Below are 19,896 nucleotides of genomic sequence, written 5' to 3' on the forward strand. Positions count from 1 at the left end.
GCCGACGATCACCGCGCAGGGCCCAGCACCAGCCATGACGGTCCAGGAGCAGCCATGACGAGGGACACGAAGGACGCGAGGGACGCCAGGAGCACGTCCGGCGGCACCAAGGATTCCGAAACGTCCGGAGCACCCGCCGAGGGCCCCGGCATCACCCGAACGGCCGATACGCCCGCGGCCGGTGCCGATGCCTCCGAGGCCTCCGCCGGCGCGCCCGCTGCCGGGACCGCCGGCGTCGAGGCCGTCAGCTGTACGCGGCTCGTCCACGCCTTCGGTGACACCCGTGCCGTCGACGGGCTGGATCTGGTCGTGCGGGAGGGTGAGGTCTTCGGGCTGCTCGGGCCGAACGGCGCGGGCAAGACGACCGCGATCCGGTGCATCACCACGCTGCTGCCCGTCCCGGCCGGCATGGTCCGCGTGTTCGGGCACGACGCGGCCAAGGAGCGGATGGCGGTGCGCCGGCTGCTCGGCTACGTCCCGCAGCAGCTGTCGGCCGACAGCGGACTCACCGGACGGGAGAACGTCGCCCTGTTCGCCCGCGTCTTCGACGTGCCCCGCCGCGAGCGCGCCGCGCGGGTCGGCCAGGCGCTGGCCGCCGTCGGCCTCGCCGACGCCGCCGACCGGCTCGCCGGCACCTACTCCGGCGGCATGGTCCGCCGGCTGGAACTCGCCCAGGCCCTGGTCAGCGCGCCCCGGCTGCTGATCCTGGACGAGCCCACCATCGGCCTGGACCCGATCGCCCGCACCGGCGTCTGGGAGCACATCAACGCCGTCCGCGCGGCCACCGGCATGACCGTCCTCGTCACCACCCACTACATGGACGAGGCCGACCAGTACTGCGACCGCGTCGGCCTGATGCACCGCGGCCGCGTCCGCGCCCTCGGCACCCCGGCCGAACTGCGCCGCGGCCTCGCCGAACGCCAGGGCGCCGACACCCTGCCCACGCTGGAGGACGTCTTCCGGGACGTCGCCGGCAGCGGCCTCGACGACCACTCCGGAGGAGGTTTCCGCGATGTCCGCAGCACCCGCCGCACCGCGCGCCGCGTCGGCTGACCCCGCCCCCGGCGGTGACACCGCCCTGCTGCTCACCCCGCCCGTGCCGCGCGCCGGCTGGCGGCTGCTGCCCGCCCGCGTCGTCGCCATGTGCGCCGTCGAACTGCAGAAGCTGCGCCACGACCGCACCGAGCTGTACACCCGCGCGGTCCAGCCCGCCCTCTGGCTGCTGATCTTCGGCCAGACCTTCACCCGGATCCGGGCGATCCCCACCGGCGGCGTGCCGTACATCGACTTCATGGCGCCGGGCATCATCGCCCAGTCGGCGATGTTCATCGCGATCTTCTACGGCATCCAGATCATCTGGGAGCGCGACGCGGGCATCCTGAACAAGCTCCTCGTCACCCCGACCCCGCGCTCGGCGCTGATCACCGGCAAGGCGTTCGCGGCCGGCGTGAAGTCGCTGGTCCAGGCCATCGTCGTGATCGTCATCGCGGCCGTGCTGGGCGTCGCCCTGACCTGGAACCCGCTGAAGCTGCTCGGGGTGGCCGTCGCGGTGGTCCTCGCCTCCGTCTTCTTCTCCTGTCTGTCGATGACCATCGCCGGCATCGTCCTCAGCCGCGACCGGCTGATGGGCGTCGGGCAGGCGATCACCATGCCGCTGTTCTTCGGCTCCAACGCCCTCTACCCGGTCTCGGTGATGCCGGGCTGGCTCCAGGCCGTCAGCAAGGTCAACCCGCTGAGCTATCAGGTCGACGCCCTGCGCGGTCTGCTGCTCGGCACGCCCGCGCATCTCGGCGCCGACTTCGGGGTGCTGGCGGTGGCCGCCGCGCTCGGCATCACCGCGGCCTCCTCGCTGCTCGGCCGGCTCGCCCGGTGATCTTGCCGCGGGCGTGATGTGCGGCACGCAGCCGCACCCCGCCCCGAGGCGCCGCGCACGCATCCTTCCTGCGCAGCGCTTGATCAGCGATCAAAGCGGGCGAACTCCCTGGCCACAGTGCATTCCACTCATTTGACAGTGCGCTGAGCACACAGATAGACAGCAGCTCTCGGAGGTCGAGAGGGGCACTGTGTACGAGCCGAACGTGGTCGGGGACTGGCACGAGTACGACGAGCATGCCGGTCTGCGGATCCGCGTCCACCGTCTGGAGGCCGCGGAGCCGCCACGCGGACGCGACGACGCCGCCGCCGGGCTGACGTACTTCAGTGTCCGGGTGACGGTCGAGAACCGCGGCGCACGCCCCCTGGGCGTCCACCTGGAGGACGGTCAGATCGACGTCCGAGTGGGCCCCGACGGTGAGGGCGCGTTCATCGACTGGCGCAACTCCCAGTTCATCGAGGGCTTCGACGTCTACCCGCTGCGCCGGGCCACCGCCGTGCTCTACGCCGCCGCCCCCGAGGCCGCCCTGAGCCACGTGGACGTGCAGGTGCAGCTGCGGGTCGAGGAGGAGTGGGCCGACCGCCGGCTGTGGACCGGGGGCATCGGCGTGCTGGAGACCAGCGCGGCGACCGCCTCCGCCGCCGGCCAGGGCGGGCTCGCCCACCAGGTCAGCGCCTTCCTCCAGGACCTGAGGGACCAGACGGAGCCCGGCACCGCCTGACCGGTCGCCACTCACCCTTCGGGCCCGGGACGGGGCCGCCGTACGGCCTGTGCCGACACGACCGGACCGCGCCGAGCCCGTGCGGTCAGTGCGGAATGCCGTCGATGATCTCCCGCGCGCCCTGCCGCAGCAGCGCGACCGCGACCGAGGTGCCCAGCGTGGCCGGGTCGAGCCGGCCCGCCCACTCGTGGGCATTCAGCCGGGTCTTGCCGTCCGGGGTGAACACACAGGCCCGCAGGGACAGTTCCCCGCTGCGGTCCACGCGCGCGTACCCGGCGATCGGGCTGTTGCAGTGGCCCTGCAGCACATGCAGGAACATCCGCTCGGCCGTCGCCTCCCGATGGGTGTCCGGGTCACCGAGCCCGCTGACCGCGTCGATCACCGCGGTGTCGTCCTCCCGGCACTGCAGAGCGAGGATGCCCGCGCCGATCGGCGGCATCATCTCCTCGGGCGACAGCACCTGGCTGATCACGTCCGTGCGGCCGATCCGCTCCAGACCGGACACCGCCAGCAGCAGGGCGTCGGCGTCTCCGGCGGCCAGCTTCTCCAGCCGGCGGTTGGCGTTGCCGCGGAACGGCACGCACTCCAGGTGCGGATGCGTGGCCGCCAGCTGGGCGATCCGGCGCACCGCGGAGGTCCCGATCCGGGTGCCGGCCGGCAGCTCGTCCAGGGTGAGCCCGTCCGGGTGGACCAGCGCGTCACGGATGTCGTCGCGCTTGAGGAACGCGGCGAACACCGTCCCGGCGGGCAGCGGCCGGTCCGCGGGCACGTCCTTCACGCAGTGCACGGCGAGATCGGCCTCACCGGCCAGCAGGGCCGCGTCGACCTCCTTGGTGAACGCCCCCTTGCCCTCGACCTGGGACAGATCGCCGAGCCACTTGTCGCCGGTGGTCTTCACCGGCACCACCTCGGTGCGCACCCCCGGGTGCAGCGCGGCCAACTCGGCGCGGACCCGCTCCACTTGGGCCAGGGCCATGGGGGAGTCGCGGGAGACGACACGGATCAGTTCGGGAACCGGCATGGGCACACGATAGACCCCGCGGGCTCAGCCGGCGTCCCCGGGCAGGTCCGCCGCCGACTCCTCCGGCGGCAGATCGGGGCGCAGCCGCAGCCACGACGGCTGGCGCAGCATCCCCGACCGGGTACGGGTGCTGTAGCTGACCTCGCCCACCAGCACGGGCCGCACCCAGCGCGCGTCCGGGACCCGGGGCGCCGGCTCGAACGGGCACCGCCGGCTCGCCGCCCGGGCCAGCAGCCGGGCCAGCTCGGTACGCTCCGCCTCGCTCCAGCCGGTGCCCACCCCGCCGACGTACCGCAGCCGGCCGGCCGCGTCGCGCTGACCCACCAGCACGGCTCCGGGCAGCCCGCTCAGCCGGCCCTTGCCGGGCAGCCAGCCGCCGACGATCACGTCCTCGGCCCGCATGTTCCGGATCTTGATCCAGGCCCGGGAGCGGACCCCGGGCTCGTACACCGAGTCCAGCCGCTTGCACACCAGGCCCTCCAGGCCGTGCTCCCGGGTCGCCGCGAGCGCCTCGGCGCCGTGCCCGGTGACCGCGCCCGGCGTCGACCAGTACGGCCCCGACAGGCCCAGCCCGGTCAGCCGGGCGCGCCGCTGCGCGTACGGCAGCCGCAGCAGGGGCTCCGCCAGGTACGGCACGTCGAACAGCACCAGGTGCACCGGCACCTGGGCGGCCCGGCGCGCCGCCCGCGCGGGGGCGTGGGCGAGGCCCATGCGGCTCTGCAGCAGCTGGAAGTCCGCCCGGCCGTGCTCGTCCAGGGCGAGCACCTCGCCGTCCAGCACCGCGGGCGTGCCGCCCAGCGCCGCGCCGACGGGCCGCAGCTCCGGGTAGGCCGCGGTGATGTCCTCACCCGAGCGGGCGCGCAGCAGCACGCTGCCGTCGCCGGGCAGATAGACCATCACCCGCTGGCCGTCCTGCTTGGTCTCGTACGCCCACCGCGCGTCCTGGGCGGCGGGCGGCAGCGTGCCGGGGGTGGCGAGCATCGGCGCGATCAGCGGCAGGGTCACGGCGGTCACGGCTGAAGGTCTCGACCACTGCCACCGCCCTCACGCGCCTTCGCCGCCGGGTTCCCCTGAACGGATCCCGCGGCGCCGAGCCGATCCGCGCCGGGTGGGCCGGCTGCGCGGGCCGGGCACTCGCGTGGCGCGGGCGCCTTCGCCGTCCGCTTCCCCGCAGGGCCCGCGTCAGGCCGGTCGCGGGGGCCGGACCCAGCCCAGGGAGCGTTCGACGGCCCGCTGCCAGTTGTCGTACTCCGATGCGCGCAGCCCGGGGTCCATGTCCGGCAGCCACTGGGCGGCCCGGTGCCAGTTGCGGCGCAGCACCTCCAGGTCGGGCCAGTAGCCGGCGGCGAGCCCCGCCGCGTAGGCGGCGCCCAGGGACACCGTCTCGGCCACCATGGGCCGCACCACCGGCACGTCCAGCACATCGGCGACGAACTGCATGAGCAGGTTGTCCGCGGTCATGCCCCCGTCCACCTTGAGCTGCTTGAGGGAGACCGAGGAGTCGGCGTTCATGGCGTCGACGACCTCCCGGGTCTGCCAGCCGGTGGCCTCCAGCACGGCGCGCGCCAGGTGCCCCTTGGTGATGTACGAGGTGAGGCCGACGATGACCCCGCGCGCGTCGCTGCGCCAGCGGGGCGCGAACAGTCCCGAGAACGCGGGGACGATGTAGCAGCCGCCGTTGTCCTCGACCGTCCGCGCCAGCGTCTCGATCTCCGGGGCGCTGCTGATCAGCCCGAGCCGGTCGCGGAACCACTGCACGAGGGCGCCGGTGACGGCGATCGACCCCTCCAGCGCGTAGGCCGGCGGCTGGTCCCCGATCTTGTACGCCACGGTCGTGAGCAGCCCGTGCCGGGACCGCACCGGTTCGCCGCCGGTGTTGAGCAGCAGGAAGCTGCCCGTTCCGTAGGTGCACTTGGCCTCGCCCGGGGAGAAGCAGGTCTGGCCGAACAGGGCGGCCTGCTGGTCGCCGAGGGCGGCTGTGATCGCGACCCCGGGAAGCAGTGCGCGGGCCTCGCCGTACGGCTGCGCGGAGGGCCGGATCTCGGGCAGCATGGGGCGGGGCACCCCGAAGAAGGCCAGCAGCTCGTCGTCCCAGGTCAGCGAGCGGATGTTCATCAGCATCGTGCGGCTGGCGTTGGTGGCGTCGGTGATGTGCAGGCCGCCCGCGGCGCCCCCGGTGAGATTCCAGATCAGCCAGCTCTCCATCGTCCCGAACAGCACATCGCCGTCCCTCGCGCGCTGCTCGACGCCCTTGACGTGGTCGAACAGCCAGCGAAGCCGCAGCGCGGAGAAGTACGTCGAGGGCGGCAGCGCACACCGGTCCTGGAAGAACTCCTCTCCGGGGCGCTGCCTGAGGTCGTCCACCAGCGGCGCCGTGCGGGTGTCCTGCCAGACGATCGCCCGGCCCAGCGGGGCGCCGGTCCGCCGGTCCCAGAGCACCGTCGTCTCCCGCTGGTTGGCCAGTCCTATGGCGGTGACCTGCCCGGCGTCGACACCGGCGCAGGACAGGGCCTCGGGCACGATGTGGCGCAGGTTCTGCCAGATCTCGACGGCGTCGTGCTCCACCCAGCCGGGCCGGGGGAAGTGCTGCCGGTGTTCCTTCTGCGCGACCGAGACCAGCCGCCCGCGGTGGTCGAACAGGATGCATCGGGTGGAGTTGGTGCCCTGATCGATGGACATTACGTACCGTTCAGCCATGATCGGGTCTGCCTTCCGACGGATCGAGGGGCGGCTGTCCTGGCCTACCAGCGGGCGGCTCCCAGGTCCCTGGAGATCGCGCGCGCGGCTTCCCGGAGCAGCGTGATCAGACTCGGGCGCGGTCGGCCCTGGCCGTCGCAGATCCGCTCGACCGGACCGGACAGCCCGATGGCGCCGACGACGAGGCCGCCGTGCCCGCGGATCGGTGCGGCGATCCCCGCCTCGCCCATGCTCATCTCCTGGATCTCGGCGGCCCAGCCGAGGTCCCTGACCTCCGCCAGCGCCCGGGCGAGCCGCTCGGGGTCGGCCAGGGTGTGCCGGGTGTACGCCTCCAGACCCCGCCCCGGTGCCTCCTCGATGCTCGCGGTGCCGAACGCCAGCAGCACCTTGCCGAGCGAGGAGGCGTGCAGCGGCAGCAGCGCGCCCACGTCCAGGGTCTGGAAGGTGTCGTCCGGCCGGAACACGTGGTGGACGACGAGGACGCTGCCCTCCAGCGGAGTGCCCAGCCGTACCGCCTCCCCGCTCCGGGCGGCCAGGGCGTCGGCCCAGTTCAGGGAGCGCGAACGCAGCTCGTTGACGTCGAGATAACTGGTGCCGAGGTGCAGCAGGGCCGCGCCGAGCTGGTACTTCCCGGTCGCCGCGTCCTGCTCCACGAAGTCCACGTGCTGGAGGGTGCGCAGAATGCCGTGGGCGGTGCCCTTCGCCAGCCCGAGCGAGGCCGCCACCTCGCCGAGACCGAGCCGGCGGGGCCCGCCGGCGAGCAGACGCAGAATCGCCGCCGCCCGTTCGATCGACTGGACCGGTCCGGCCATGAAGCGAGCCTATTACCCGCACGGACGCCTTGCCCGTGGGGGAGGAGCAGCGGCCGTTCGGTAATGCCGACCGCTGTTCATTGACCGGTCCGATTTGTCTCCATAGCGTACTGGGGATGCCCGGAACGGACCGGAATGACGGTGCCGAGCCGGCCGGAGAGACCCTCGGGAGAGAACATGGCGGCACAGCTCAAGACGCTGGTTCAGGCGGCGTATGAACACGTGTGCCCGGTGCCGCCCGTCACCGGCGCGGTGTCGGCCGTACGCCGTCGTGCCGAGGTGGTCCTCGACGGCTGGCGGGTGTGCCCGCTCCTCGCCGACGACGCGCTGCTGGTGGTGTCGGAGCTCGTCACGAACGCGATCCTGCACGCCCGGCCCCCGGCCGTGCTGCGGCTGTCGTGGGTGCGGGGCGAGGGCGGCGGGACGCTGCGGATCGAGGTCGCCGACGCGGGCCCCGCCCTCGCGGCGCCCCTCGTCGGCGCCGACCCCGACGAGCACGGCAGGGGCGAGACCATCGTCCACGCCCTGGCGACGCGCCACGGCATACGCACCCACCTCGACGGAGTCACCCGGTGGGCCGAACTGGACGTGCGTCAGACGTACTGAGCCGGACCCGCGGACCGGCGGCACCGGGCTGGAACGCCGCTTCGTACGACGACGGCGCGTGGCCCGGCTCCTGAGCGGCGGCCTTCCGGAGCAGCAGCAGGGCGGCGTCGTCGTGCAGCCGGCCGCCCACATGGTCCAGCAGCTCGTCGTGGATCGCGGTGAGCGTGCGCGCCGGCTCCTCGCACACATGCCGGGCCACGCCGTCCGCCAGCGGATAGAAGGCACGCGTGTGGTCGCGGGCCTCCGTGACCCCGTCGGTGTAGCACAGCAGCTGGTCGCCCACCGCGAACGGCAGGCGCTGCAGGCGGGGTGCCTCGCCCGAGAGGGCGCGCAGCCCGAGCGGCGCGGCGGGGCGGTCGGACTCCACCGCCCTGACCCGGCCGGAGGCCGATATCACCAGCGGCGGGGCGTGTCCGCAGTTGACGATCTCCAGGTGGCCCGAGCGGGCGTGCCCGGCGACCACGGCGGTGACGAAGTCGTCGGGGCCCAGGTTGCGCGCCAGGCTCCGCTCGATCCGCGTGACGACGTCGAGCAGGTCGGGTTCGTCATGGGCGGCCTCGCGGAACACTCCCAGCACGAGGGCGGCGGTGCCCACGGCGGGCAGCCCCTTGCCCCGCACGTCGCCCACGATCAGCCGGATGCCGTAGGGCGTGGGCACCAGGGCGTACAGGTCCCCGCCGATCCTCGCCTCCGCCGCGGCGGCGCTGTAGCGGACGGCAACCTGGAACGGGCCCACGGTCTCCGGGACGGGCTGGAGCAGGGCGTGCTGGGCGGCCTCGGCGACCGAGCGGACGGCGGCGAGGACCCGTTCCCGGCGGGCGCGCAGCGCGCTGGCCAGGCCGCTCGCCGCGGTGACGGCCAGCAGGGCGGGCACCACGGCCGCCGGCTCGCGCGCGGGAGCCGCGTGCAGCAGGGCCAGCGCCACGCCCACCGCACCGGCGAGCAGACCGACGCAGAGCACGCCGCGCGGCCCGTTGGTGGAGGCGGCGAGCGCGGGGCCGGCCGCCAGCAGCGGCAGCCACGGCATCCCCGCCCCGACGGTGACGTCCACCAGCGCGATCAGGGCGACGACGAGGATCGGCAGCATGCGCAGGCCCGGGGCCGCGTGTCCGTCGGTGCACCGGCGGAGTGCTCTCCGGGCGGCGGCGGCCGCACCCTTCCCGGGCAGCCGCGTCGCCGCGTCGTGGTCGCCATCGTGTGGGGCCTGGAGCATGTCTGGTCCGCAGTCCTCTCCGGTAGGGGGTTCTCGCCCGGAATGTCGGTTACGTCCAGGAAAGGCGCTCGGTGAGGACCGTCACAAGGAGCTGGTTTTCAGATAGTGAGCGAGAGGCCCCTGGTGATCCGGCTCGCGACCGGAAGCAGGCGTTCCCTGACCTCCTGGAGCCGGTCCTGCCGCTCCGCCGGCAGGGAGACGCCGAGCGATCCGGGCGTGCTCCCGCGGTAGACGGGCACGGCGACGCACACGGTGCCGAGCGAGTACTCCTCCAGGTCCGTGACGGCCGGTGCCAGCGGGGGCGCCTCGAGCCGGCGGAGCAGCACCGGAAGGCTGGTGATCGTGCGCGGGGTGAGGTCGGCCAGGTGATGGCGGGACAGGTACTCCCGGCGGGCCTCCTCGTCCAGCTCGCGCAGCACGGACTTGCCCAGGGCGGTGGCGTGGCCGGCGTCCTCGAAGCCCACCCACAGATCCACCCGGGGCGTGCGCGGGCTGTCCACGATTTCGGCGACCCTGATCTCGCCCTCCTCGTAGAAGGTGAGGTACGCGGCCGTGGCCAGGTCGTCCCGGAGGGCGGCCAGCGCCGGGCGCACCCGGCTGAGCAGGGTCTGCGCGCGGCCGGCCGTACGCAGGGAGCCCAGCCTGTCGCCGAGGACGAAACCGCCGTCGTCCAGCTTGTGCACATAGCCGTCGTGCACCAGCGTGCGCAGCAGGTGATAGGCGGTGGCCAGCGGCAGGCCCGTCTCGCGGGCCAGCTGTTTCGCCGGCGCGCCGGTCTCGTGCGCGCTCACCGCCTCCAGCAGCCGGAAGGCCCGCTGCACGGAAGCGATCAGTGTCGGACCGTCCTGAGCAGGCATACCTCCAGACTGCGCCGGTCGTCCGGGCCCGGGCAAGGCGTAGCTGTCTGCGGGCAAAAGCGCAGACAAAATTGCTGGCAATCTTGTCGGGCTGGATTGAGGTGGCTGGCCGCGCCTCCGGCTTCCCCCACGCTCGGCTTCGCTCGCGCGGGGGACCCCCACCGGCGCCCCGCGCATCTCGGCGATCTGGTTCACGCTCACCCGCGGCCGGTGTCGTCCTGCTCGGCGTGCACATGCCGCTCGGCCTGGCGCATGGGGGCGCCTCCGACAGGCCCCGCGCGCGGCGCCGCATCCGCCTCCAGCTCAGGAAGGCGGGGCCCGTGCATACCGAAGGCCCGTTCGGGGGTCGTCGAACGGGCCTCCGGCGGCCGAGGGGTGCTGCGGTGTCAGGCCGCCCGTGGCGTGAACGGACCGTCAGGACCGGTCAGAGGGTCTCGGCGAAGGTGACGTTGCGCTCCTTCAGCAGCGGGAACACCTTTCCCCGGATCAGCTCCGCGAAGTGCTCCGTCTCCTTGTGCGCCTCGAAGCCGGCACGATCCGTGTAGCGCTCGTACAGCACGAACGCTCCGGGCCGGTCGACGACCTCGTGCGCCTCGTAGGCGAGGTTCGCCGGCTCCGAGGGCACCAGCTCACGCATCTTGCGCAGTGCGTCCCGCACGGTGTCCGCGTCGGCGGGGGCGCACTGGTACTGGGCGACGACGGCGAAGGCCATGGAGTTCCTCCGGTGTTCACGAACGGCGGTCGACCCGCCGATTCCAGCAGCTTCCCGCGGGTTGCGGCCCGAGCGACACGCGGCCGGTGCCCGCGGACGGCCCATCGACCGGGCGGCACGCGACAGCCGGCAGCCTCTCGCTCCCGCCCGCCGGTTCGGCGCTGCGTCGCCACGGTGCGGGTGGCCGGGCTGCCGCTTGTTCCTGCCCGCCGGTTCGGCACCGCGCCGCCAAGGTCCAGACGGCCCGGCTGCCGCAGCCGACCAGCCGCAGCACTCGTCCCGCGCCGGTCGACGGCCACTCGCCCTCGCCCACCCGGGACGGCACCGCCCACCACGCGGCCCGAGGGCCCGCGCCCGCTCGTCCTCGCCCGCCGGGACGCCCCCGTCCCCGCCCCCGCACCTCGCACGGCTCCTTCAGCCAACCGGGCACCCCCCTCGGCTACCGTCCAGTAATATCCGCGGCAGGCCATCAGAGGAGGAACCGTGTCCCGGTCCGAACGCTCGCCCCTGCTGCTCGCCGGTCTGCTGGCCGCAGCAGGGGTCGCCCACTTCGCCGCCCCGCGCACCTTCGACGCCATCGTTCCGAGTGCGCTGCCGGGCTCGCGCAGGGCATGGACGTACGGCAGCGGTGCCGTGGAACTGGCCCTGGCGGCCGGGATCGCGGCGCCCCGGACCCGCGCGGCCGCCGCCAAGGCCGCCGCGGCCTTCTTCGTCGGCGTGTTCCCGGCGAACGTGCAGATGGCCGTGGACTGGCGGCACCGGCCCGCGCCCCTGCGCACGGCCGCCCTCGCACGGCTGCCCCTGCAGTTGCCGCTGGTGCTGTGGGCCCGCGCCGTGGCCCGCGCGGAGGAGGGCCGGCCGTGACGGGACGCATCGAGGCCGGGGACCGGGTCGAGGACTTCGCGCTGCCCGACGAGACCGGCGCCACCCGCCGGCTCACCGAACTGCTGGCCGACGGACCGGTCGTCCTCTTCTTCTACCCGGCCGCCCTCACCCCCGGCTGCCCCGCCGAGGCCTGCCACTTCCGCGACCTGGCCGCCGAGTTCGCCGCCGTCGGCGCCCGGCCGGTCGGCATCAGCGGCGACACCGTCGGCAAACAGCAGGAGTTCGCCGGCCGGCACGGCCTCGGCATGCCGCTCCTCTCCGACGCCGACGGCACGGTCCGCGAGCGTTTCGGCGTCAAGCGCGGCTTCTCCCTCGCCCCGACCAAGCGCGTCACCTTCGTGATCGCCCAGGACCGCACGGTGCTCGAGGTGGTCCGCAGCGAACTGCGCATGAACACCCACGCCGACCGGGCCCTCGCCGCCCTGCGCGCCCACCAGCGCTGACCGCCCCGCACGGACGGGCCGGCGCCGGGGCAGCCGGCAGACCGGCCCGGGCAGCACGGTCTGCGCGGAGCAGGCGCTGTCCCGGCACCCGATCAACGGAAACGAGCAGCCCGGACTCCGCGCGTCGTCACGAGACGGAGCACCGTGCGGCGGCGCTCCGTCGCCGACCGTGGCGTGGTGAAGCAGCGGACCCTCCGCCATGTCGACTCCGGCCGCTCGGGTACAGCGGCCGGAGTCAGGCCGCCGCGCGCTCGCGGACCACGTCGCCCGGCCGTTTGTCCTCGCGCAGGCCCAGGAAGCGGGGATGGCGCAGCATCCCGTCCCTGGTCCACTCGGTGAACCCGATCTGCGCCACCAGCTCCGGCCGCACCCAGCGGGCCCGGGCCTCCCGGACCTCACCGGCGAACGGCGAGGAGTCCCGGCGCAGCCCGTCCAGCCGCTCGCGCAACTCCAGCAGGGTCCGCCGGTCGAAACCGGTGCCGGCCTTGCCGGCGTAACGCAGCCGGTCGCCGTCGTGATAGCCGAGCAGCAGCGCCCCCAGCCCGACCCGGCTGCCCGCCGGTTCGGTGAAGCCCCCGATCACGAACTCCTGCCCCTGCGCGCACTTCAGCTTCAGCCAGTCCGGGGACCGCCGCGTCCGGTACGGTCCGTCGGCCCGCTTGGCGATCAGCCCCTCCCAGCCCCGCCCGCAGGCCTCGGCCAGCAACTCGGCCCCGCCCGCGTTGCGATGCGGGGTCAGCCGCAGCGGCGCCCGGAAGGCCAGCGCCCGCCGCAGCAGCGACTTGCGGACCTGCAGCGGCAGTTGACGCGTGTCACGGCCGTCCAGCCGCAGCAGGTCGAAGAGGCAGTACGTCACCGCCACCCCGGACGCCTCGATGTCCCGGCGCCGGGTCAGCCCCAACCTGCGCTGCAGCCGCGCGAAGTCGGTACGGCCCCCGGTGAACGCGACGACCTCCCCGTCCACGGTGAAGTCCGCGCACTGCTGTGCCTCGAGCGCCTCGACGATCTCCGGGTAGGTGGCGTTCAGCCGCTGCCCCGTGCGCGAGAACAGCCGCACCCGGCCGCCCTCGCGCACCGCCAGCAGCCGGACGCCGTCCAGCTTCCGCTCGAACAGCCAGCCCTCGCCGAAGTCCCGACGGTCACTGAGCGTCGCCAGCATCGGGGCCGCCGCCAAGTCCGCGCCCGGTGCCGCCGGGCGCAGCAGCTCCCGCAGGCCGGCCGGCAGCGCGTCCAGCAGTCCGGGCACCGGCGCTCACTCCCCGTCGCCGGCCGCGACCTGCGCGAGGGTGCGTCCGGTGCGCACCGAGCGGGCCCGCCGGGGATCCACAGTGCCGTGTCCCGACGCCCCCGCCCGTCCCTTGCGCACCAGCAGCCAGGCCTCCTCCTCGCCCTCGCCGCCGCGGAACCGGGTCAGCGCGTACTCCCCGCGCAGCTTGCTGCCGTGCAGCCGGAAGGTGGCGTGCCCGCGCTCCAGCGACTCGGCGAAGTCCACCGGGCGGCCCCTGCGGTCGTGGCTGAGCGGCTCGTACGTGCCGTGGTCCCAGACGATCACGGTGCCGCCGCCGTACTCACCCTTCGGGATCACGCCCTCGAACTCCTCGTACTCCAGCGGATGGTCCTCCGTGGGCACCGCCATCCGCTTGTCACCGGGGTCCGTGGACGGGCCTTTTGGCACCGACCACGACTTCAGCACGTCGTCGACCTGGAGCCGGAAGTCGAAGTGCATCCGGCTCGCGTCGTGGATCTGCACCACGAAACGGGGTTCGCCGCCCCCGGCGCGGGGCCCCTGCCCCGACGGCTCGCGGGTCCGTTCGAAGTCGCGCCTGCCGCGGTACGTCCGCAGCCGGTCCTCCGCTGCCACCTGCGGCTCCTTCCGTCGTCCGTCCCACGGACCCCGGGTACCCCGCGCCGGGCCGCTCAGCCCGCGATGCCGTCCAGCTCGGCGACCGCCTCGTCGGGCAGCGCCAGGGACGCGGCGGCGATGTTCTCCCGCAGGTGCTCCGGCGAGGAGGTGCCGGGGATCAGCACGATGTTCGGCGACCGGCGCAGCAGCCAGGCCAGCGCCACCTGCTGCGGCGAGGCCTCCAGCCGGGCGGCGACCTTCGCCAGCGTCTCGGACTGCAGCGGGCTGAACCCGCCGAGCGGGAAGTACGGCACGAAGGCGATGTTCCCGGCCGCCGTGCGCTCCACCAGGGCGTCGTCCCGCCGGTCGGCCAGGTTGTACAGGTTCTGCACGCACACCACCGGCGCGATCGCCAGCGCCTCGTCCAGCTGCGCGGCGGTCACCGTGCTCAGCCCCAGGTGCCGGATGAGCCCCCGCTCCCGCAGCTCCGCCAGCGCGCCGAACTGCTCGGCCAGCGGCTCGCCGTTCGGGGCGTCCACATCGCCCACCCGCAGGTTGACGACGTCCAGTGCCTCCAGGCCGAGGCTGCGCAGGTTGTCGTACACCTGGGCCTTGAGGTCCTCGGGGTGCCGGGACAGGATCCAGCTGCCGTCCGCTCCCCGGCGGGCGCCGACCTTGGTGACGATGTGCAGCTGCTCGGGGTAGGGGTGCAGGGCCTCCCTGATCAGCTGGTTGACGACCACCGGCCCGTAGAAGTCGGCGGTGTCGATGTGCGTGATGCCCGCCTCCACCACCGCGCGGAGCACCGCCACGGCCCGGTCGCGGTCCTTCGGCGGACCGAAGACATGCGGTCCGGCCAGCTGCATCGCGCCGTACCCCACGCGGGTCAGGGTCAGGCCGCCGGCCGGGGTGACGGTGCCGCCGAGCTGTGCGCTCATGTCGTACCTCGCAGAATTCCCACTCGAAGACGTCCGGGCCACCGCTTCCTCCGGCGGCCCCGCACTCCACCCTGCGCCTTGCACGGCCGCCGTAGCAGTGCCCCGTCGATCCTGGGACCGGCAGGGACAGTCACCGCCGGCCGGGCGGTCGTACGGTGGCTCCATGGACCGATCGAACGCGCTCGGTGAATTCCTGCGCGCCCGCCGGGCGCTGGTACGGCCCGAGGACGTGGGACTGCCCGGCGGCGGCCTGCGCCGGGTGCCGGGGCTGCGCCGCGAGGAGGTCGCGATGCTCGCCGGCATCAGCTCCGACTACTACCTGCGGCTGGAGCAGGGCCGCGACCGGAACCCGTCCGTGCAGGTCCTCGAGGCCATCGCCCGCGTGCTGCGGCTCGACGCCGCCGCCACCGCCCACCTCACCGGCCTCGCCCAGGACCGGCCCGCCCCCGGTGTACGGCCCGGGGGCCGCACCCGTGCGGTCCCGGCGAGCCTGCTGCAGCTCATCGACGGCTGGCCGCGCAACCCCGCCTACGTCCAGAACCGCTACACCGAATGCCTGGCCGCCAACGCCCTCGCCACCGCCCTCACCCCGAACTACCGGCCCGGCGTCAACATCCTGCGGGCCGTCTTCCTCGACCCGGCCGAGCGGGAGCTGCGCCGGGACTGGGAGGACCTCACCGAGGAGGGCGTGGCCGTGCTGCGCTCCGAGGCCGGCGCGGACCCGGACGACCCGCGGCTGCGCGACCTGGTCGGCGAGCTGTCGCTGCGCAGCGAACGCTTCCGTACCCTGTGGGCCCGGCACGAGGTGCGGCCCCGCCGCGGCCGGACCAGCCGGCTGACCCATCCGCAGGTCGGCGACCTCGACCTGCAGTCGCACAAGCTGTCCGTGGACGGCACCGACGGCCTGATCCTGGTCGTGTTCCACGCCGAACCGGGCAGCCGCAGCGCCGAGCTGCTGGACATCCTCGGCAGCCTCGCCGCGCCCGCCGGCGACGGCGGCCGGACCGGCGGCCCGCAGCAGCGGATCGAGGAGCCGTAGGGGCCGGCTCAGAACTCCTCGTGCGTCTCCGGGTCGCCGCCCAGCCGCCGCGGAGCACGGCGGGAGACCGCCGCCAGCTCGGCGGAGTCCAGCTCGAAGCCGAAGACGTCCAGGTTGGCGCGCTGCCGGCCCGGGTCGGCCGACTTCGGGACGGGCAGTGCGCCGAGCTGCACATGCCAGCGCAGCAGCACCTGGGCAGGCGTCACCCCGTGCGCCGCCGCGACCTCGGCGACCGCCGGGTCGTCCAGCAGGTCGCTGCCCCGGCCCAGCGGGCTCCAGCTCTCGGTGACGATGCCCTTGTCCGCGTGGAAGGCGCGCAGCTCCTCCTGCGGGAACAGCGGATGCATCTCGATCTGGTTCACCGACGGCAGCACCCCGGTCTCCTTCTCCAGCCGGGTGATGTGCTCCGGCGTGAAGTTGGAGACGCCGATCGAGCGGACCAGCCCCTCCTCGCGCAGCCTGATCATCGCCTTCCAGGAGTCGACGTACCTGCCGACCCGGGGATTGGGCCAGTGGATCAGATACAGGTCCACGTACTCCAGGCCGAGCCGCCGCCGGGACTCCTCGAAGGAGGCGAGGGTCTCCTCGTAGCCGTGGTGCCGGCCGGGCAGCTTGGTGGTCACCACCACCTCCTCGCGGGGCACGCCGCTGCCCGCCATGCCCTGCCCCACACCGGTCTCGTTGCGGTAGTTCACGGCCGTGTCCACCAGCCGGTAGCCCAGACCGAGCGCGGAGCGTACGGCCTGCTCGGCGGCGGTGTCGTCCAGGGGCCAGGTGCCGAGGCCGATGGCGGGGATCGTCGTGCCGTCGTTGAGCGTGTGCGCCGGAATGCCGTTCACGATGGACCTTCCCTCGACAGTGTCGTCCTCCCAGCCTCACGGATAGGGTGAGCGGTGATCAACCGGACGGGTGGGGGAGAGGGCAGCGGACGGCATGGGCGGCGGCGCGGACAGCAACGGCACGGCCGGCGGGCGGCCCACCTCGCGGGATGTCGCTCGGCTCGCGGGCGTGTCGCACACCGCCGTGTCCTTCGTCTTCAACGGCCGCGCCGAGGGCAACCTCTCGCCGGCCACCCAGGAGCGCATCCGGCAGGCGGCGGCCCAGCTCGGCTACCGGCCCGACCCGGTCGCGCGCGGCCTGCGCCGCCGCCGTACGGCGGTGATCGGGCTGGTCACCGACGAGATCGCCTCCTCCCCGTTCGCCGGCCGGCTGCTGCGCGGCGCCATGGAGACCGCCTGGGCCAGCGACCACCTGGTGATCACCGTGGACTCCGGCGGCGACCCGGCCAAGGAGGACGCGGCCGTCGCCGAGCTCCTCGACCGGCGCGTCGACGGCATCATCTACGCGGCCATGTCCCTGCGCCGGGTCCGTGTCCCCGAGGGGCTGCACCGCACGCACTCCGTGCTCGCCAACTGCCTGCCCGAGGACGACTCGCTGCCCGCCGTCATCCCGGCCGAGCGGGCCGGCGGGCGCACGGCGGCCCGGCTGCTGCTCCAGGCGGGGCACCGGCGGCTCGCCGTGGTCGGCGGGCAGGACGACATCGCCTCCGTGGAGCGGCTGCGCGGCTTCCGTGACGCCCTGCGCGCCGAGGGCGTCACCGTGCCCAGGGAGTGGGTGGTGCGCACCGGCGGCGAGATCACCAGCGGGTACGAGGGCGCCACCCGGCTCCTCGACGGCGCCGACCCGCACCGCAGGCCCACCGGCGTCTTCTGCTACAACGACCGGGTCGCGGCAGGCGCCCTGCATGCCGCGACCCGGCTCGGCATCGCCGTGCCCGGCGAGCTGTCGGTGGTCGGCTACGACGACCAGGAACACATGGCCGCGTTCCTCACCCCGGCCCTGACCACGGTCGCGCTGCCGCACCGGGCGATGGGCGAGACGGCGGCCCGGCTGCTGCTGGACGCCATCGGCACCGGCCGCACCCCGCCCGCCACGGTACGGCGGCTGGCCTGCCCCGTGGTCAGCCGCGCCTCGGTGGGACCTGCTCCCATCCCGTGACCTCGGCGTCCCCGTCGACCTCCAGCTCGGCGACGTCGTCCGGGCGTCGATAGACCCGCTCGGTCACCGTCGCCCGGTCCGCGACGAACAGTTCGAGCAGCGAGCCGTCCACCAGGACCCGGACGGTGAGGCCCGGGCCGGGCGGCACCCGCACCGTGACCGGGGCCGAGCCCTCGGCGCCCGCGCGGGGCCAGCCGGCGCGGTCCAGGACGAGCGTGCCCGCCACCGGGTCCAGCACGACCGTCAGCGCCCGGTCCGCCGCCCGCAGCAGGGTGACGGCCGTACGACCGTGTGCGGTGACCGTGAGGTCGTACGCCGGCGGCAGCGGCACCCGGCGGCCCGGCACGGTCGTGAACGGTTCGGGTGCGCGCAGGAGTTCCAGCTCGGGGGCCGGGGCCACGCGCAGCGATCCGTCCGGATGGACGTCGACCACCCTCGGCGCGGTGAGCGTGCCAGCCCAGCCCGCCGCCAGCACCTGGGGCGTCTGCCGTGCCTCCCAGGACCAGCCCCACATCAGGGCCCGGTCGTCGTCCTGGCGGACGGCGGGGGCGTAGAAGTCCCGGCCGTGGTCGAGCCGGCCACCGAAGCGGGTCGTGAAGACCAATCCGCCTTCGCCGTCCGTCTCCAGACGCCCCGTCAGATACCCCGTCGAGCAGGGAGCGCCGTCCCACAGGGACACCACCAGCACGTGCTCGCCGCCGCTCGTCGCGAACAGGTGCGGGCACTCCCAGCCGGCGGCCTTGCCGCCGAACGCGTCGGCGGCGACCGGGTCGTGGCCGTTCAGCAGGACGCCGGCGAACCGCCAGTCGGTCAGGTCCTCGCAGTCGTACAGCAGCACCGACGGGGTGCCGTCGGCGTGGCCCGCGCCGACGAGCGCCCAGCGCCGGCCGGCGTGCCGGAAGACGAACGGGTCGCGGAACATCACGACGTCCAGCCCGGCGGGCGGCTCAGAGACCACGGGGTCGGGCACGGGACGCCACTCGATGAGCAGGTCGTCTGCCGGATCCGCCGCGCGCGCCAGGCAGATGGCGCCGAGACCCGTGTGCGTGCGGTCGACGCCCGTGTACACGGCCGTGGGGACGCCGTCGTCGTCGACCACGCAGCCCGACCAGCAGCCCGCCTCGTCCGGGCCGCCCGGGGTCGGGGCCAGGGCGACGGGGTGGTGCTCCCAGTGCACCAGGTCGAGGCTGGAGGCGTGCCCCCAGTGGACGTTCGCGTGCACCGGCGCGGCCGGGTTGTACTGGTAGAAGAGGTGATGGCGGCCGTGCCGGAGGAAGGGGCCGTTGGGGTCGTTGATCCAGCCCGCGGGCGGGCGGACCCGGAAGCGGGGGGCGGCCGGGTCCGGGGTGGGGCGTGCGAGGCTCAACGGTTGACTCCTGCCGAGGTGATGCCCTCGCGCAGAGGGCGCTGGCCGACGACGAACACGGCGACGGCGGGGATCATGGAGAGGACGACACCGGCGAGGACCACGGAGATGGAGCCGGTGCCGAGATTGCCCTGCAGGGAGACCAGGCCCAGCGGGAGCGTGTAGTTCTGTCCGGAGGTCTCCAGGATCAGCGGGCGGAAGAACTCGTTCCAGTGGTAGTTGAAGGCGAGGACGCCGACGATCGCCAGGCCCGGTGCGGCCAGCGGCGCGTACACCGACCGGAAGATCCGCCAGGGCCCGGCGCCGTCCAGCATCGCGGCCTCGCCGAGGTCCTTGGGCATGCCGAGGAAGTACTGGCGCATCAGGAAGGTGCCGAACGCGGTGGGGAACGCCGGGATGATCAGCCCGAGGAGCGTGTCGGTCAGACCCATCGACTTCAGCACCAGGAACACCGGGACGATGGTGACCTGGAGGGGGACCATCATGGTCGCCAGCACCAGACCGAACAGCGGCTTCTTGAAACGGAAGTCGAGCCGGGCGAACGCGTACCCGGCGAGCCCCGCGGTGATCATCTGGCCCACGGCGATCAGAGCGGTCACCAGGGTCGAGTTGAGCGCCAGAAGCCACACGTCGATCTGGTCGAAGACACCGCGATAGGCGGCCGTGCTCGGATGGGCCGGAATGATCTGCGGGGGCAGATCGAACGAGTCGGCCGGTGTGCGCAGGGAGGTGGAGACGGTCCAGACCACCGGGCCGAGCGTGAGCAGGGCGCACACGGTCAGCCCGGCGATCCGCCCCCACGGCCCGAGCGCGTACCGGACGCGGCCGGCGGACAGGGGTGCTTTTCGGCTCAGGGTTGCTTGGCTCATGGG

21 protein-coding genes are annotated in these 19,896 nt (G+C 74.0%); 8 read left to right on the plus strand and 13 right to left on the minus strand.

Features of this window, described 5'->3' with window-relative positions; translation table 11 throughout:
* Positions 1-54 precede the first annotated feature (54 nt).
* The 3 genes from OG956_RS33655 (at position 55) to OG956_RS33665 (ending at position 2,594) form a co-directional block, all read left to right on the plus strand.
* Positions 55-1,053 carry an ABC transporter ATP-binding protein gene (locus tag OG956_RS33655; protein WP_330341793.1) on the plus strand — a complete coding sequence of 333 codons (999 nt, stop codon included), beginning with the start codon at positions 55-57 and terminating at the stop codon, positions 1,051-1,053.
* Complete coding sequence (locus OG956_RS33660; protein ID WP_330341794.1) at positions 1,013-1,873, plus strand: ABC transporter permease; 861 nt, start codon at positions 1,013-1,015, stop codon at positions 1,871-1,873. Before OG956_RS33655 ends, OG956_RS33660 begins: the two co-directional genes overlap by 41 nt.
* Before the next feature lie 190 nt (positions 1,874-2,063).
* Positions 2,064-2,594, plus strand: coding sequence for a hypothetical protein (locus tag OG956_RS33665; protein ID WP_330341795.1), 531 nt, complete (start codon positions 2,064-2,066; stop codon positions 2,592-2,594).
* An 85-nt stretch (positions 2,595-2,679) separates the two neighbouring features.
* On the opposite strand, the gene hemC is transcribed toward OG956_RS33665, so the two are convergent.
* The 4 genes from hemC to OG956_RS33685 all read right to left on the minus strand — a co-directional run bounded on the left by hemC (position 2,680) and on the right by OG956_RS33685 (position 7,124).
* Positions 2,680-3,621 (minus strand): hydroxymethylbilane synthase, encoded by a 942-nt coding sequence (gene hemC, locus OG956_RS33670; RefSeq protein WP_330341796.1) that lies wholly within the window; start codon positions 3,619-3,621, stop codon positions 2,680-2,682.
* Positions 3,622-3,639: 18 nt separating this feature from the next.
* The gene (locus tag OG956_RS33675; RefSeq protein ID WP_330343015.1) at positions 3,640-4,620 is read right to left on the minus strand and encodes an ATP-dependent DNA ligase; all 981 of its coding nucleotides are present in this window, start codon (positions 4,618-4,620) and stop codon (positions 3,640-3,642) included.
* A gap of 177 nt (positions 4,621-4,797) precedes the next feature.
* A complete protein-coding gene (glpK, locus tag OG956_RS33680) occupies positions 4,798-6,312 on the minus strand; it encodes a glycerol kinase GlpK (RefSeq protein ID WP_330341797.1) in 1,515 nt (504 codons plus the stop codon).
* 44 nt (positions 6,313-6,356) lie between these two features.
* Positions 6,357-7,124 (minus strand): IclR family transcriptional regulator, encoded by a 768-nt coding sequence (locus OG956_RS33685; protein WP_330341798.1) that lies wholly within the window; start codon positions 7,122-7,124, stop codon positions 6,357-6,359.
* Positions 7,125-7,301: 177 nt separating this feature from the next.
* Here OG956_RS33685 and OG956_RS33690 point away from each other — a divergent pair, with 177 nt between their 5' ends.
* Positions 7,302-7,730, plus strand: a complete 429-nt coding sequence (locus tag OG956_RS33690) for an ATP-binding protein (protein ID WP_330341799.1) — start codon at positions 7,302-7,304, stop codon at positions 7,728-7,730.
* Here OG956_RS33690 and OG956_RS33695 read toward each other — a convergent pair.
* From OG956_RS33695 to OG956_RS33705, 3 genes are all read right to left on the minus strand, one after another.
* On the minus strand, positions 7,690-8,817 hold the full coding sequence (locus tag OG956_RS33695; RefSeq protein ID WP_330343016.1) for a PP2C family protein-serine/threonine phosphatase: 1,128 nt from the start codon (positions 8,815-8,817) through the stop codon (positions 7,690-7,692). The genes OG956_RS33690 and OG956_RS33695 overlap by 41 nt on opposite strands.
* 224 nt (positions 8,818-9,041) lie before the next feature.
* Positions 9,042-9,800, minus strand: coding sequence for an IclR family transcriptional regulator (locus tag OG956_RS33700; RefSeq protein WP_330341800.1), 759 nt, complete (start codon positions 9,798-9,800; stop codon positions 9,042-9,044).
* Positions 9,801-10,224: 424 nt separating this feature from the next.
* The gene (locus OG956_RS33705; RefSeq protein ID WP_330341801.1) at positions 10,225-10,512 is read right to left on the minus strand and encodes a putative quinol monooxygenase; all 288 of its coding nucleotides are present in this window, start codon (positions 10,510-10,512) and stop codon (positions 10,225-10,227) included.
* Between the two features lie 483 nt (positions 10,513-10,995).
* On the opposite strand from OG956_RS33705, the gene OG956_RS33710 reads away from it, so the two are divergent.
* Together OG956_RS33710 and OG956_RS33715 are read left to right on the plus strand one after the other, a co-directional pair.
* Entirely contained in the window at positions 10,996-11,376 is a 381-nt protein-coding gene (locus OG956_RS33710) for a DoxX family protein (protein WP_330341802.1), read from the plus strand.
* A complete protein-coding gene (locus OG956_RS33715) occupies positions 11,373-11,840 on the plus strand; it encodes a peroxiredoxin (protein WP_330341803.1) in 468 nt (155 codons plus the stop codon). Before OG956_RS33710 ends, OG956_RS33715 begins: the two co-directional genes overlap by 4 nt.
* 235 nt (positions 11,841-12,075) lie before the next feature.
* Here the strand turns inward: OG956_RS33715 and ligD are convergent, their stop codons facing one another.
* The 3 genes from ligD to OG956_RS33730 are packed head-to-tail and all read right to left on the minus strand — an operon-like array spanning position 12,076 to position 14,621.
* The gene (ligD, locus tag OG956_RS33720) at positions 12,076-13,086 is read right to left on the minus strand and encodes a non-homologous end-joining DNA ligase (RefSeq protein ID WP_330341804.1); all 1,011 of its coding nucleotides are present in this window, start codon (positions 13,084-13,086) and stop codon (positions 12,076-12,078) included.
* Between the two features lie 6 nt (positions 13,087-13,092).
* Positions 13,093-13,701 carry a DNA polymerase ligase N-terminal domain-containing protein gene (locus OG956_RS33725; RefSeq protein WP_330341805.1) on the minus strand — a complete coding sequence of 203 codons (609 nt, stop codon included), beginning with the start codon at positions 13,699-13,701 and terminating at the stop codon, positions 13,093-13,095.
* A gap of 56 nt (positions 13,702-13,757) precedes the next feature.
* A complete protein-coding gene (locus OG956_RS33730) occupies positions 13,758-14,621 on the minus strand; it encodes an oxidoreductase (protein ID WP_330341806.1) in 864 nt (287 codons plus the stop codon).
* A 163-nt stretch (positions 14,622-14,784) separates the two neighbouring features.
* On the opposite strand from OG956_RS33730, the gene OG956_RS33735 reads away from it, so the two are divergent.
* Positions 14,785-15,660 (plus strand): helix-turn-helix domain-containing protein, encoded by an 876-nt coding sequence (locus OG956_RS33735; protein WP_330341807.1) that lies wholly within the window; start codon positions 14,785-14,787, stop codon positions 15,658-15,660.
* Positions 15,661-15,668: 8 nt separating this feature from the next.
* On the opposite strand, the gene OG956_RS33740 is transcribed toward OG956_RS33735, so the two are convergent.
* Entirely contained in the window at positions 15,669-16,499 is an 831-nt protein-coding gene (locus tag OG956_RS33740) for an aldo/keto reductase (protein ID WP_330341808.1), read from the minus strand.
* A gap of 94 nt (positions 16,500-16,593) precedes the next feature.
* On the opposite strand from OG956_RS33740, the gene OG956_RS33745 reads away from it, so the two are divergent.
* Positions 16,594-17,658, plus strand: a complete 1,065-nt coding sequence (locus tag OG956_RS33745; protein ID WP_330343017.1) for a LacI family DNA-binding transcriptional regulator — start codon at positions 16,594-16,596, stop codon at positions 17,656-17,658.
* Here the strand turns inward: OG956_RS33745 and OG956_RS33750 are convergent.
* Positions 17,621-19,024 carry a glycoside hydrolase family 32 protein gene (locus OG956_RS33750; protein ID WP_330341809.1) on the minus strand — a complete coding sequence of 468 codons (1,404 nt, stop codon included), beginning with the start codon at positions 19,022-19,024 and terminating at the stop codon, positions 17,621-17,623. The genes OG956_RS33745 and OG956_RS33750 overlap by 38 nt on opposite strands.
* Positions 19,021-19,893, minus strand: a complete 873-nt coding sequence (locus OG956_RS33755; RefSeq protein WP_330341810.1) for a carbohydrate ABC transporter permease — start codon at positions 19,891-19,893, stop codon at positions 19,021-19,023. Before OG956_RS33755 ends, OG956_RS33750 begins: the two co-directional genes overlap by 4 nt.
* Between the last annotated feature and the right edge of the window lie 3 nt (positions 19,894-19,896).

The sequence above is a fragment of the Streptomyces sp. NBC_00557 genome (assembly GCF_036345995.1).
Taxonomy (GTDB): domain Bacteria; phylum Actinomycetota; class Actinomycetes; order Streptomycetales; family Streptomycetaceae; genus Streptomyces.